13 protein-coding genes and 3 pseudogenes are annotated in these 14,558 nt (G+C 36.4%); 6 read left to right on the forward strand and 10 right to left on the reverse strand.

What is annotated here, in order from left to right; all coding sequences use genetic code 11:
• Positions 1-201, reverse strand: a 201-nt coding sequence (locus tag ACTCAF_RS09265; protein ID WP_463063004.1) for a transposase, incomplete at its 3' end; no start/stop codon positions are given.
• A 130-nt stretch (positions 202-331) separates the two neighbouring features.
• Here ACTCAF_RS09265 and ACTCAF_RS09270 point away from each other — a divergent pair.
• From ACTCAF_RS09270 to ACTCAF_RS09280, 3 genes and pseudogenes are all read left to right on the forward strand, one after another.
• Positions 332-2,893 (forward strand): annotated as a pseudogene (locus tag ACTCAF_RS09270) (type I restriction endonuclease subunit R).
• A 13-nt stretch (positions 2,894-2,906) separates the two neighbouring features.
• A complete protein-coding gene (locus tag ACTCAF_RS09275; protein WP_463063005.1) occupies positions 2,907-4,379 on the forward strand; it encodes a type I restriction-modification system subunit M in 1,473 nt (490 codons plus the stop codon).
• Positions 4,379-5,818, forward strand: a complete 1,440-nt coding sequence (locus tag ACTCAF_RS09280; protein WP_463063006.1) for a restriction endonuclease subunit S — start codon at positions 4,379-4,381, stop codon at positions 5,816-5,818. Before ACTCAF_RS09275 ends, ACTCAF_RS09280 begins: the two co-directional genes overlap by 1 nt.
• A 44-nt stretch (positions 5,819-5,862) precedes the next feature.
• Here the strand turns inward: ACTCAF_RS09280 and ACTCAF_RS09285 are convergent, their stop codons facing one another.
• Entirely contained in the window at positions 5,863-6,183 is a 321-nt protein-coding gene (locus tag ACTCAF_RS09285) for a hypothetical protein (RefSeq protein ID WP_463063007.1), read from the reverse strand.
• A 114-nt stretch (positions 6,184-6,297) separates the two neighbouring features.
• On the opposite strand from ACTCAF_RS09285, the gene ACTCAF_RS09290 reads away from it, so the two are divergent.
• The 3 genes and pseudogenes from ACTCAF_RS09290 (at position 6,298) to istB (ending at position 8,474) form a co-directional block, all read left to right on the forward strand.
• Complete coding sequence (locus ACTCAF_RS09290; RefSeq protein ID WP_463063008.1) at positions 6,298-6,807, forward strand: hypothetical protein; 510 nt, start codon at positions 6,298-6,300, stop codon at positions 6,805-6,807.
• Entirely contained in the window at positions 6,761-7,765 is a 1,005-nt protein-coding gene (locus tag ACTCAF_RS09295) for a Mu transposase domain-containing protein (RefSeq protein WP_463063009.1), read from the forward strand. The genes ACTCAF_RS09290 and ACTCAF_RS09295 overlap by 47 nt, the downstream gene beginning before the upstream one ends.
• 16 nt (positions 7,766-7,781) lie before the next feature.
• Positions 7,782-8,474 (forward strand): annotated as a pseudogene (gene istB, locus ACTCAF_RS09300) (IS21-like element helper ATPase IstB).
• 96 nt (positions 8,475-8,570) lie between these two features.
• On the opposite strand, the gene ACTCAF_RS09305 reads toward istB, so the two are convergent.
• The 8 genes and pseudogenes from ACTCAF_RS09305 to ACTCAF_RS09340 all read right to left on the reverse strand — a co-directional run.
• A complete protein-coding gene (locus tag ACTCAF_RS09305; protein ID WP_463063010.1) occupies positions 8,571-9,107 on the reverse strand; it encodes a hypothetical protein in 537 nt (178 codons plus the stop codon).
• Positions 9,076-9,672, reverse strand: a complete 597-nt coding sequence (locus ACTCAF_RS09310; RefSeq protein ID WP_463063011.1) for an HD domain-containing protein — start codon at positions 9,670-9,672, stop codon at positions 9,076-9,078. The genes ACTCAF_RS09305 and ACTCAF_RS09310 overlap by 32 nt, the downstream gene beginning before the upstream one ends.
• On the reverse strand, positions 9,656-10,960 hold the full coding sequence (locus tag ACTCAF_RS09315) for a phenylacetate--CoA ligase family protein (RefSeq protein WP_463063012.1): 1,305 nt from the start codon (positions 10,958-10,960) through the stop codon (positions 9,656-9,658). Before ACTCAF_RS09315 ends, ACTCAF_RS09310 begins: the two co-directional genes overlap by 17 nt.
• Positions 10,961-11,686, reverse strand: a complete 726-nt coding sequence (locus ACTCAF_RS09320) for an ABC transporter ATP-binding protein (RefSeq protein WP_463063013.1) — start codon at positions 11,684-11,686, stop codon at positions 10,961-10,963.
• Positions 11,679-12,431 (reverse strand): ABC transporter ATP-binding protein, encoded by a 753-nt coding sequence (locus ACTCAF_RS09325; RefSeq protein WP_463063014.1) that lies wholly within the window; start codon positions 12,429-12,431, stop codon positions 11,679-11,681. Before ACTCAF_RS09325 ends, ACTCAF_RS09320 begins: the two co-directional genes overlap by 8 nt.
• Complete coding sequence (locus tag ACTCAF_RS09330; RefSeq protein WP_463063015.1) at positions 12,415-13,359, reverse strand: branched-chain amino acid ABC transporter permease; 945 nt, start codon at positions 13,357-13,359, stop codon at positions 12,415-12,417. The genes ACTCAF_RS09325 and ACTCAF_RS09330 overlap by 17 nt, the downstream gene beginning before the upstream one ends.
• 34 nt (positions 13,360-13,393) lie before the next feature.
• A complete protein-coding gene (locus ACTCAF_RS09335; RefSeq protein WP_463063016.1) occupies positions 13,394-14,257 on the reverse strand; it encodes a branched-chain amino acid ABC transporter permease in 864 nt (287 codons plus the stop codon).
• Positions 14,257-14,558, reverse strand: a pseudogene (locus ACTCAF_RS09340) (ABC transporter substrate-binding protein); the annotation flags it as partial. The pseudogene ACTCAF_RS09340 and the gene ACTCAF_RS09335, both read right to left, overlap by 1 nt.

Here is a 14,558-nt window from a genome sequence, read left to right on the forward strand (position 1 = left end):
ACTATATCCATTCCTGTAATTGTCAGTTTTTCTGGATTTCTTATCATATGATTCATAACCTAACAATTCAGACAATTCACCTTCGTACATCGTTTCTATCGCTTCTTTAATGAGTTTAGGAAGGAAATCTTTAAGATCTTCAGATGTCCTCAGTTTACCTTCTTTGAAAGCCTTTTTAATCTCATCTTTGTTTACAAACATAAAATCCTCCTTGCTTTTATTTTACCTGTTTTGTTAACTTTTTGCAAAGAGGAGTTACACAATTCTTTGGACAGGGCCACAAGAAACAATAATTGATGCTAAACTAAAAGCTTTAAATCCGAAATGGGAAATTATTCCCTACAGAGTAGATTTAGATCTTTCTTCTTTAGGTAGCCATGCAGTAGAGGAATTTCCTACCCAAACTGGACCTGCGGATTATGCACTTTTTGTTAAAGGGAAATTACTTGGAATTATTGAAGCAAAAAAAGTATCCGTAAATCCTCAAAATGTGCTGGAGCAAGCCAAACGATATTCTGCAGGTTGTAAGAATACTATTGGTGTGTGGAATTCCTTCAAAGTTCCTTTTCTATATGTGTCCAACGGAACACAAATATGGTTCGCCGATGTGCGAGATGAAAATTATTATTCACGCGAGTTAATGAATTTTCACACTCCGGATGCATTGGAAGAAATGTTTAATCGAAACATTAATGAAGCAAAAAGATGGCTAAAAGAGAACCCTAACAATATAGAAAAATTAAGACCCTATCAGAAAGAGGCAATAGCGGCTGTTGAAAAAGCTTTAATCGAGAATAAAAGAAAGATAATGCTTGCAATGGCAACTGGAACAGGCAAAACATTCACCACCGTTGTCATGATTTATAGATTAATTAAGTCTTGTTATGCTAAACGCATCCTCTTTCTTGTGGACCGAAGGGCATTGGCAGCACAGGCAGCACAGGCATTTTCTGCCTTTATCACACCGAGCGGAAATAAGTTTAATCAGGAATATGATGTTTTTTCACAGGGCTTTAAAAAGGAAGATTTTACTCCAAATGCTGGACATACCTTTGTTTATATTTCTACAATTCAGCGCATGGCTATTAACCTTTTTGGAAGAGAGGGCTCTTTTGGTCAGGGTGAAAGCGATCCTGAGATTGATGATGAAGCGGAAAAAATAACTATACCCATTCATGCTTTTGATATCATTATTTCTGATGAGTGCCATCGTGGATATACTTCAAAAGATACAAATATTTGGCGTTCTGTTCTCAATCATTTTGATGCAATAAAAATTGGACTCACAGCCACGCCTGCTTCACATACAGTAGCGTATTTTGGCCATCCTATTTACAGATATACTGTGGAACAAGCAGTATTGGATGGTTTCCTCGTTGATTACCAGGCCATAAAAATTAAATCTAATGTCCGAATTAACGGCATTTTTCTGAAAGAAGGTGAAAAGGTAGGTATCAAAAACCCAGAAACCGGTGAAGAATTATTAGACACTCTTGAAGACGAAAGAGAATTCAACTCAGAGGATATAGAAAGAAGAATCACTTCACCAGACAGTAATAGAAAAATTTTGGAAGAAATCAAAAAACATGCTCTTGAGCATGAAGAAAGAACCGGAAGATTTCCCAAGACACTTATTTTTGCTGTCAATGATCTCCCACATATCTCACATGCTGACCAGATTGTTAATCTTGCTCGCGAAATATTTGGTCGGGGAGATGATTTTGTCCAAAAGATTACAGGCAGTCCCTCTGTTGACCGCCCTCTTGAAAAAATAAGAAGATTCAGAAATAGGCCTTTTCCTGCAATTGTTGTTACGGTTGACATGCTTTCTACTGGAGTTGATATTCCAGCACTCGAATTTATAGTATTCTTGCGACCTGTTAAATCGCGTATACTCTGGACTCAAATGCTTGGACGCGGAACACGTAAATGTCCAGACATTAACAAAGAATATTTTACCATATTTGATTGTTTCGATGGAACATTGATTGAATACTTTAAGGATTCAACTGATTTTGTCGTAGAGATACAGGAAACAGTTGAAACAGTTACCATTGAACAAATTATTGAAAATATCTGGAACAATGTTGAACGCGAATATAACACAAAGCGCCTGATTAAGCGACTACGTCGTATTGCTGATACTATGAGTGCCAAAGCCCGTGAAGACTTTTCGTATTACATTCCTGATGGTGATATTTCAAAATTTGCTGATAACCTGTGTGAATCATTAAGAAATAAATTTTCAGAGACAATGAATATATTACGAAACAAAGATTTTCAAAATTTACTTGTTAATTACGACAGAGCAAAAAAATATTTTTATGTAGCATACAATCATGTAGATTCTGTTGTTTCTGAACCTGTGTTCAAGTACAACGATACAAGTCTAAAACCAGAAGATTATCTTGTTGCTTTCTCAAGATTTGTCCATGAAAACAAGACAAAAATTGAAGCTCTTTCCATTCTTTTTTTGAATCCACGTAAGTAGAACACCCGTGCATTGAAAGAAATCCAAGAAATACTTAAAAAGAATGATTTTGACGAAGAGCAGGTGCGCAAGGCTTACGAGTTATCGGGACATAAATCTATGATCGATATCATATCCATGATTAAAAATGCTGAAAATAAAGATAATCCATTATTAACAGTCGAAGAACGTGTAAACCGTGCTATTGAATCTTTAACAAGTCAATATGACTTTACTCCAGAACAACTCAAATGGCTAGGATATATTCGGGAGCACCTTTTAGTAAACCTTGCTATTGAAAAAGAAAACTTTGACCTTATACCTGTCTTTGAAAGACATGGAGGACTTGCAAAAGCTCGTAAAATATTTGGTGATAGATTAGATGAAATTATAGAAGAAATTAACTGTAAATTAGCTGCTTGAAGGAGAAGATTGTATGTCTGATATTGTAAACAAACTCTGGGGCATGTGTCATACACTTCGCCACGATGGAATTGACTATGGCGATTATATAGAACAGCTTACTTATCTGTTGTTCCTTAAAATGGCTGATGAGAAGGGCATTAATCTACCCAAAAACTGTGATTGGGATACCCTAAAAAGTAAATCAGGCACAGAACTGACTGACCATTATCTATGGGTACTCCAAAAACTCAGAGACGAAAAAGGTTTGCTTGGTGATATTTTCGCTCAGTCTATGCCCAAATTCAATAATCCGGTAAACTTAAAGAAAATTATCACCATGATCGACGCCGAAGAATGGTCGAGTCTTGGTGTTGATGTGAAAGCCCAGGCTTTTGAAGGACTTCTTGAGAAAGCCGCAAGTGAAGGGAAAAAGGGAGCGGGACAATACTTTACTCCCCGTGTTTTAATCCAGTCTATTGTGCGGCTGATGCAGCCCGACCCGCTTGTCAATAAAGAAATGAAAATTTGCGACCCGGCATGTGGAACAGGCGGTTTTCTGGTTGCTGCCTATGAGTGGCTGATTGAAAAAACCAAAGGAGCTATTCCAGTTGACGAAGTAAAGCGAATCAAAGAAAACACCTATTATGGACAGGACCTGGTTGCCCGTCCGCGGCGATTGGCATTGATGAACCTCTTTCTGCACGGGCTTAAGCCAACTATTTATCTGGGCGATACTATTTACGAGCCCGACAGAGGCGAGCGTTATGATGTGGTACTCACAAATCCGCCCTTTGGAACAAAAGGAGCCGGGCAGGTGCCCACAAGAGACGACTTTACCATTGCTACAAGCAACAAACAGCTCAACTTTGTCCAGCATATTCTCACGATTCTTAAACCCGGCGGACGCGCTGCCATTGTGTTGCCCGATAATTGTCTGTTTGAAGACAAAGCTGCAGAAGTTTTTGAAATTGTGATGAATGATTGCAATGTGCATACCATATTACGACTACCACGCGGAACTTTTGTCCCCTATGCCTATGCTCAAGCAAATGTGATCTTTTTGCAGAAAGGAAGACCAACGGAGAAAGTTTGGATTTACGATAACCGCTCCAATATCCCAAGCTGTACTAAAAAAGACAGGCCGCTTACAGCTGAAATGTTTGCTGATTTTGAAAAATGCTATGGCAAAGATCCAAATGGCAATAGCCCGCGGGAAGACCAGGGACCAGAAGGACGCTTTAGGGCATTTACCATTGATGAAATAAAAGAGCGAGGTTATAAACTCGATATCAAATGGCTCAAAGATGATACACTGGACGACCCAAACGACCTACCCGAACCCACAGACCTGATCTCCGAAGCAGTAAGCGAACTTGAAGCTGTGGTGGATGAACTGAATGAGATAGCGGATTTACTTGGGGAAAACGGTGGCTTTGACTCCTCTAAAAAATTTCAACAGGAGGAATCAATAAAAGCCAAATCTCACACTGGGAGGCAGGAATAATGGGGGCTTTGAAAAGAACCAGAATTCCTGAACATTGGGTGGAGGTGCCACTTAAAGAAATAATAACTTCTCTTGAATCAGGCTCACGCCCAAAAGGTGGAGTTAAAGGAATAACAGAGGGAATTCCAAGTATTGGAGCAGAACATCTTAATTCTGATGGTGGATTTGATTTTACCAATATTCGATTTGTGCCTATTGAATTTGCAAAAAAAATGAATAGAGGCAAAATTGAGGTTAATGATATTCTAATTGTGAAAGATGGAGCAACAACAGGAAAAGTTTCTATAGTGGATGAACATTTCCCTTATGATTTTGCTTGCGTTAATGAACATGTATTTATTTGTCACTTAAGTAAAAATATTAATGTTCGTTATTGTTTTTTCTTTCTCCGTAGCCATAATGGTCAAGAACAAATAATGTCTTCTTTCCATGGAGGTGCTCAAGGTGGTATTAATTCGGAATTTGTTCATGCAGTATCAATCCCCCTTCCTCCCCTGAACGAGCAAAAGCGTATTGTGGAGAAGCTGAATGCCATTTTGCCAAAAGTAAAAAGCGCAAAGGCGCGGCTTGCGAAAATTCCGGCAATACTCAAAAAGTTCCGCCAAAGCGTCCTCGCCGCAGCATGTTCGGGAAAATTGACGGAGGATTGGAGAGAGCATAATTATCTTAAAAACAGTTATGGTGGAGAATTGGCAAACGAAGAACCATATGAATTATCTGATGGGTGGTTATGGGTTGAATTAAAAAATATTTCAAATGGTTTTCAATACGGTACATCATCAAAATCAGTAGATAAAGGCAAAAGCCCAGTTTTACGAATGGGAAATTTGCAAAATGGGAAAATAGATTGGTCTGATTTGAAATTTACAAATGATGATTCAGAAATCGAAAAATATGCTTTGAAATATGGAGATGTTCTTTTTAACAGAACAAATAGTCCTGATCTTGTAGGTAAAGCATCAATATTCAAAGAAAATAGAAAAGCTATTTTTGCAGGGTATTTAATTCGTATCAGATACAAGTCCGAGTATATATTACCTGATTATTTAAATTATTGTCTAAATACACAAAGAGCCAAAGAATGGTGTAAAAAAGTAAAGACTGATGGCGTAAGTCAATCAAATATTAATGCACAAGTATTAGGTACCTTTTTAATCCCCCTTCCTCCCCTCGAAGAGCAGCATGAAATTGTCCGCCGGGTGGAAAAGCTTTTTGCACTTGCTGATTCCTTAGAAGCAAGATACAAGAAGGCTTTTGCGCGTGTGGAAAAACTGGAGCAGGCAATTCTTGCCAAGGCATTCCGCGGTGAACTGGTGGAGCCTGACCCAAATGATGAGCCTGCCGAGGAATTGTTAAAAAGAATACTGGAAGAAAAAGCTAAACTTAAATTTGAGATAAAAAACAAAGTTAAGAAAAGAAATAAAAGTAATCCTATCTGAATTTCATGAATTTTTCAAACTAGTAACAGGTTAACTATTACGAGTTAAGATAAATCATTGCTATTATCGTCAATAGGTATGTGTTTTTCTTTGCAATATTTATTAATATCCTCATCAGTAGTAAAAGAACGATCACACTTTTCTTCAAATTCTTTTTTAACAGCAGAAAGAAATTTATCTTCCGCAGATAAAATTTTTTCAACATGCAACATAAACTCATTGAAATCCCGATTAATGTTGCATAATTTATCAATAGTCTTAAAATCTAATTTTTTGTAACTTGCTGGGTAGAGAATTTTACTCTTATAAGGGTTAGCATAAAGTTCTATGATTCCAATTCCGAAGGATTGGTTTAATCTTTCCATCTCCTCTAAAAGTATAATGCCCCCGGTGTTAAGGGTAAAATAAATTCCCCAGGTAAATATGTTAACTTACCTCTGAAATAATAAGGAGGTAAGAATAAAATGTATGGGGTGAATATGTATAACACAGTAGAAGGTCTATTAGCATTATGTAAAAGTATTTCTGAGATATCCAGGACACTGGGCATGGACAGGAAGACTGTGAGAAAGATAAGAGACAAACTTCAGTCTGGGGAAAAGGCTCCAGTAATGCAAAAGAAGAGCAAATTAGAACCCTACAGGGAGCAGATAATCGACTTTTTGCACAATCAGGGATTATCTGGGGTATTGATACATCGCAGGTTGGTGGAAGAATTTCAATTGGATGTAAGTTATAATAGTGTAAAAAAATACCTGAGGAAATTGAGGTCCCCTGGCAAGGTGTATGTATTTTTGCTGTCCCCACCTGGCACAGAGGCACAGGTTGATTTTGGTTATCTTGGTTATTTTCACGATGAAGTGTCAAACAGAAAGGTAAAGTGCTGGATATTTTGCATGAGGTTATCTTATAGCAGATATGACTATTATGAAGTAGTGACAAGTGCCGGATATTCCCACTTTTATAAGGTGCCACATAAATGCCTTTGAATATTTTGCTGGGGTACCATCAACTATTAAGATAGACAATCTTAAGTCGGGGGTATTACTTGCAAACTTCTATGAACCTTCAATACAAGTAGAATATGCAAATATGCTAAATTATTATGGCAGTGTACCCATAGCTTGCAGGGTAAAAACACCTGAAGAGAAAGGCAAAGTAGAATCAGCAATAAAGTATGTGAAGAATAACTTTTTAAAGAATTTAAAGACAGATAGTCTTTCTGAATTAAAGAGTCAACTCTGTGACTGGCAAGATACTATCTGCAACAAAAGGATACATGGTACCACAAGAAAGGTCCCCTATGATGAGTTTATGGAGAAAGAGAAATCTCATCTTAACCCATTACCATTAGAACGTTATGAGGTATATGAGATAGAACATAGAAAGGTTAACAAATATGGTCATATAACTTACCGATATAATTTTTATTCTGTTCCAGAAAAGTATGTATTACAGGATGTTACCATAAAAAGTAATGGTAAGGTAATAAGGATATTCGATGACAAATTGAATGAAATAGCTGTCCATCAAGTGTCAAATTCTAAAGGGGAGTTTGTTACTAATAGTTCCCATAATATTAGAGCAAAGTTTCAAACTAATGAGAATCAATATTCGGACAAATCATTGAAATGTGGTGTTAATGTTCATGAATTCTATCTGAGAGTAAAAGATCATAGACCTCATCACTATCATAGAACACTTCAAGGGATATTTAACCTTTGCACAAAGTATGGGGACAAGGTAGTTGATAAAGCTTGTAAGCGGGCAAATAACTTTGGTTTGTATAATTATTTATCTGTGAGAAAGATATGTGAATCTGGACTGTTTGAGGATGATAACTTAAATCATGAAACAGTTCTCTGTGGTGGTTATTACAATCAGTTACAAGAATATGACAAATTAACGGGAGGAGTAAATGCAGGAATTAATCAAGAAACTTTATGAATACAAACTTTCAGGAATGGCAAAAACGATAGAATCAAGAAACAGGTATGCTATAGAAAACCAATTAAGTTATTTGGAATTCATCTCTCTTTTACTTGAGGATGAACAGTCAAATAGAAAAAGTAATTCTTATGCAAAAAGGTATCAGAAATCAAAACTTGACAGAACAAAGACATTGGATAACTATGATTTCTCTTACCAACCTGAAGTAAACAGAAAAGAGATGCTTGATTAGGCAAGTTGCAGGTATATTCAGGAACATAAGAATATTATCTTTATGGGTAATCCCGGTGTTGGTAAGACTCATCTTGCCAATGCCTTAGGTCTTGAAGCTTTGAAGATGGGTTATAAGGTGTTGTTTGTTCACTCTAATGACCTTTTATCCAAACTTATAACGGCAAAAGGGGAAGGAACATATTATGAATATGTTAAGGAACTCATGGTCGTTGATCTTCTAATAATAGATGAGGTCGGATTTAAGAAGATAGTAGCAAATTATGTTGATGAGTTCTTTGAAATAGTCAGAAGGAGGTATGAAAATGGTTCAATAATAATCACTACTAATAGACCCTTTGAAGAATGGGGTAACATATTTGGAGATGTGGTTCTTGCATTTGCGATAATAGACAGACTTGTTCATCATGCCTATGTTTGTAAGATAAACGGCAAGAGTTACAGGATCAAGCATTTAACTAAAAGTGAAAAATAAGGGAAAAAGGGTGGGGAATTCTCAGGCACCTAAACTGGGGAATTTTGGTTGACTTTAACAATTGCAGTACAAAAAAGTCCATTTAAAACATAAAGATTATTGAAATACTGCCGGTATCATATTTACGACCAGAAATACGCAAAATACGTAAATTACTCCGATATGCTTTGGCATCCCTATGAATTTGTTAAGGATGATTACCACAATAAGGAAATACCAACCAAGGCTGCCAGCATAAAAAAAAGATAAAAATTCTTTTGGCACGAAAAAAGAGACGGGATTTATGATATCTATGACTTCTGCAGCGAGCATTATTCTGAAAAAACCGGAAAATCTTATCTTTTTTGAAGGCATAAAGATATAAAGAAGCACTATGAAAAATATAGTCAACAATATCCCTTCTATAATTTTTGAAAAATCAAATATAGGTTCATTCATCATCGGACGATAAGGGATTAGTATCATAATAAAATAAATAGTTATAAGATTGAGTGCGTGTGCAGGATTTAGGTATATGGTGATTATGCTGGTATCTTTAAGAAAAATAACTCCAAGGCATTCTTTGAATGTGTCAATGATACCCGGAAATTTGAACTTATTGCTACCATTTTTTGTTCCCTTTGTCCCATTCATTGCTTAAATTATACCACCAATCATAATACTTTGTGTTTTTCAGACCAGGCAAAAGCTTTTTTGCAACGTCTGTAATAAGTCTTTTTTGCGCATGATTAATCCAATTTTCGGCCTGAAGATTCCCTTTGTCAAGCTCTTCCTTCAAATAAAAAAGAAGTTCAAGTGTATCGGCATCCTTTGCAAGCTTTGCCTCTATTGTCTTTAACGCCTCATATTCATTAACCAATTCCAGAATATCATCTTTTGAAGGCAAATTGTCAACAGCATTTTCAAGTGCTTTCCTGTCGTCAGATTTTACATATTTTTGTTGTAAATAGTTTAAATCACCTGTTCTTGTTTCTTCAATATCGTGAAACAGACACATCTGCATTACCTTACCTGTATCTGCATTTGCTAATTTAGACAAAAGAAAGCCTATCAAAATTGTTCTGAAGATATGTGAGCCTACAGTTTGCTTTCCACTGCCAAGAAAGACATTGCCGCTTCTTTGCGTATTTTGCAAAACAGAAGCTTCAAATATGAAGTTTACAATTCCCTGTATGCTGTCTTCAAAATTGTCTTTCATCTATAACTCTTTTTGCTTTGCCTTCAAATCGTTCTATTGTTTTGGGCTCAACAAACTTTATTTTGGGCTTAATGCCAAGCACATTAAACATCCTTTCATTCATCTTTTCAAGAAGTGCTCTTTGCTTTTTCATTTCATCAAAAAACAGATTTTCTGAAATTTCAAGTTGTATTTCCATCAAGTCAAGATGCCCTTTTTTCTTGATAAAAATCATATAATGGGGGGTTGCCTGGTCAAACTCTTTAAAGACTTCTTCGACCTGGCTTGGAAAGACGTTTACACCATTTATTATAAGCATATCGTCTGTTCTTCCGGAAGGCTTTTCCATCTTAATAAATGTTCTTCCGCAAGGGCATTTATCCCTGAAAAGTCTTGTTATATCCCTTGTTCTATATCTAATAAGTGGCATCGCCTCTTTGGTAAGTGTTGTCAAAACCAGTTCGCCCTTTTCCCCTTCAGGCAGAACTTCACCTGTGTCCGGGTTAATTATTTCTGCATAAAAATGATCTTCATTTATGTGTAAACCGTTTTTGTATAAACATTCCCCTGATACTCCCGGGCCAATTATTTCAGATAGTCCGTAGTTGTCAGTTGCAGTGACTCCGAGCCTGCTTTCTATTTCTGCTCTTATCTTTTCGCCCCACGGTTCGCTCCCCAAAAGGGCATATTTCAAATAAATGTCATTTCTCGAAATCCCTTCATTTTGCATTGTTTCAGCAATATGAAGTGCGTAAGATGGTGTGCATACAAGCACACTGCTTCTGTAATCTTGCATAATCATAATTTGTCTTTTTGTGTTACCGCTGGAAACAGGAATGACGCTTGCGCCGATATGCTCTGCTCCATAGTGAAGACCAAAACCTCCAGTGAATAGTCCATATGAAAATGCTATATGTACTATATCGTTAGCGGATACTCCGCCAGCAACCATAATCCTTGCCACGAGATTTTTCCATGTCTCAAGGTCACGCCTTGTATAGCCCACAACAGTGGGTTTTCCCGTTGTACCGCTTGAAGAGTGTATTCTTACAATATCTTTTAAGGGTACTGCAAACATTCCGTAAGGGTAATTATCTCTTAAATCCTGCTTGGTAGTAAAAGGTAAATATTTAATATCATCAAGAGATTTTATTTTGGTAATATCAATGTTACACTGCTTAAATTTATTTTTGTAAAAATCAACATTCTCGGAAACTCTGTTTAAAGTGGACTGAAGTCTTTCGAGCTGGAATTGTCTTAGCTCATCAAGACTCATTGTTTCTTCTTCATGTTGCCACATATTTTCCATTTAACGCTCCCACTTTTCTTTATATTCTTTACCCAAATACGCACGTTTAATTTCGTTGTCTTCCAAAAGTTCTTTACTTTTCCCTTGAAGAACAATTTTGCCGTTTTCAAGCACATAACCCCTGTCAGCATATTTTAATGCTGCCGCAGCATTTTGCTCTACAAGAAATATTGTAAGCCCTGTTTCTTTTAAAATCAAAAGTTTTTCATAAACATCCTTGATTACAAGAGGAGCAAGTCCCATTGAAGGCTCATCCATTAAAAGCAGTTTTGGTTCACTGATGAGTGCCCTTGCAATTGCAAGCATTTGCTGTTCCCCTCCTGAAAGCATCCCGGCAGGTTGCCAGCTTCGCTCTTTTAAAACAGGGAAAATATCATAAATAAATTTAAGCCTTTTAATAAAATTTTTATTATCGCTGGTAAATGCACCGACTTCGATATTTTCAAGTACTGTCATGTTTGCAAATACCCGTCTACCTTCAAGTACAAGTGCAATTTTTTCTTTCACTTTTCGTTCGGGAGGAAATCCTGTAATATTTTTGTCGTTAAAAATTACTTCCCCATCCTTTGGCTTTACAATCCCCATTATTGCATTGAGAAGTGAAGTTTTCCCCGCGCCATTAGAGCCGATCAGGGCTACAAACTCTTTTTCCTTGATATGCAATGAGATATTTTTCAATGCCTCAACAGCTCCGTAGTTTACAAAAAGAGACTTGACCTTAAGCATCTTCATCACCGAGATAAGCTTTTATTACATCAGGGCTATTTCTGATTTCATCAAATGTTCCTCTGGCTATCAGTTTGCCGAAATTTAGACATACGACATAGTCAGACAATGTAGAAACAAAGCTCATATCATGCTCAACCATAAGTATTGTATGACCTTTTGTGTTTAGCATGCCAATAAGTTCTGCAAGGTTTTCCTTCTCTTTGCTGTTTAGTCCGGCGGCAGGCTCATCTAATAGCAGAATCTTTGGATTTGAAATAAGTGCTCTTGCCATTTCCAAATTTTTTAAAACACCGTAAGGTACAGAGCCAGGCTTACTGTTTTCCCATTTTTTTATTCCTGTCAGATAAAGCATATCATCTATTCTTTGCTCTACGTTCTTCCAATATCCTTTGTTCAATCTGAAAAAACTTTTAAAGATTGGCGGTTTTTCTTTACCTATAACACCTAAGAACATGTTTTCTCTAAGGGTTAATTCGTTTATAAGGTTAAGGTTTTGAAAAGTTCTTGATATCCCGATATGAAAAATTTCATGAGGTAATTTTCCGTTTAATTTAACATTATGAAAATGTATTTCACCTGTGAAATGAGGTATAAACCCGGTAATGGAGTTAAAAAGGGTGGTTTTTCCAGCTCCGTTAGGTCCGATTAGTGCTGTAATTTTATGTGCAGGTACGTCAAATGTGACATCCGTTAATGCTTTTACACCGCCAAAATTTACTGAAACATTATTTAATCTTAACATATTTTTCAACCAATCTTTTAAATTGTTTTGCTATGCCACCATCGAAAAAAAGGATAGTTATCGCAAGAATGCCGCCATAAATGACCATTTCGTAGTCTTCTATTTCAGCAAAAACTTCCGGGATAAATGTAAGTATTGCTGCTCCTATGCTTCCTCCCGTAATGCTGCCAAGTCCACCAAAAACAGCCATTACAACAAGCTCAATAGAATATTTGAAGCTAAATGATACGGGGCTTATAAAATTTGAATAAAAGGCAAAAAGACTTCCGTTTATTGATGTAACACACGCAATAACTACAAATGTGGTGAGCTTTACTTTTGCCACATTAATTCCGTATGAGCTTGAAGCATTTTCAGACTCATGTATGAATCGAAGTTTGTATGAGATGAAAGATTTGTCAAAAAACTCCATTAATGTTATAAAAATCATATAGAATACACTTAAAAAGATGAAAAATTTATATTCACTGCCTATTTCAATACCGAAAAAAGAGATATTGGGGATTCCTGTTAGTCCTGATGGACCCGCTGTAATAAAGTCCATTTCGTTGAAGCATATATAGACTATCATTCCAAAGCCTAAAGTTGCCATTGCAAGATAATGTCCGTGAAGTTTTAGGGATGGGTATCCGATTATAAATGCCACAATGGCAGTAATTATAATGCCTATAATAATTGTGGCATAAGGGTTGATTCCGTATGTGGCAGATAGTATCCCTGAAGTGTAAGCGCCTAATCCGAAAAAGGCAGCCTGACCAAGCGATATTATCCCTGCATACCCTAAAAGAATATTAAAACAAGAAGCGTTTATGGCGTTAAAAATAATATAAATAATGAGACTTAAGTAGTATTCATTTTCAATATATCTGCTTATAAAAAAAAGTGTAATGAGGTTAAAAATAATAAATGAAAGATTAAGTTTTCTCATATTGCAGTGTTATGTATCCCTTTTGTATATTTTTTCATACCCTTGTTGCTTTTTTTCTCCCGAATAATCCCTGTGGTCTAAAAAAAAGTATAAAAAGTATTATTAGAAAAGCCATTGCATCTTTGTACCCGGAAGGAAACACAGATGCAAAAAATGATTCACTTACCCCAAGTAAAATTCCTCCGAAAATACCTCCCCAGAAACTGCCAAGTCCTCCCATTACCGCAGCAGAAAAACCTTTAAGTCCGGTCATTATTCCATCGCTATAAGTGACATAAGTTATAGGAGATACTACTACACCGGCTATTGCTCCTAAAAATGCTGCTATTCCGAAGGAAAACATAACCACAGCCTTTACATTTATTCCACATACCGATGCAGCGATTTTGTCTTCATAGCAGGCTCTGAATGCCTTGCCATATTTTGTTTTTTTAAAAAAGAAAGTTAGCAAAAAAGAAATTACAAGCGATATGCCAATCACAACCAAACTATCCGTCGTGATAGTACCTTTGTAAACATTAATTGCCTTTGAAGGCACAAAGCTTTCAACTAAAAGTGTATCCCTGCCCCATATTACCATTGCAAGCCCTCTTAAAATAATAGAGCCTGCAATCGTAATAGTGATTAAGTTTAACTCTGATTTTACTTTAACATATCTGATAAACACCCTTTCAAAAATTACTCCCAGCACAAATGCGCCGAAAAGTGCAACTGGAAATGCAAGAACAAAAGGGATGTTCATCATATAAAGCATACTGTAGATGAACATCCCGCCAAGCATTACAAATTCACCTTGGGCAAAATTTATTATTCCGGTTGTATTATAAATTATATTAAAACCAATCGCAACAAGTGCATAGATGCTACCACTGGTTATTCCGGAATAAAAAAACTGCATTATTCAGCCATCTCCCAATTTTCATTTTTAATGACAAGCATTACAAAAGCCTCTTTTGTAAGACCATTATGGTCAGTTTCAGACAGATTGAACTCGCCAGCTGTGCCTATCATACCTTTTATCTTTTCAACTTCAGCTACAATTTTTGTTTTATCTTTACCTGCAGCTTCATACCCCTTTTTAAACATTAAAAATGAGTCGAAAGCATGGCCACCGAAGGTGGAAACAGGGGAATTAAATCTGGATTCAAATTTATTTTTATAATCCATCAAAAGTGATTTGAATTTGTCATTTTCAGGAA

The organism is Deferrivibrio sp. (assembly GCF_055117995.1).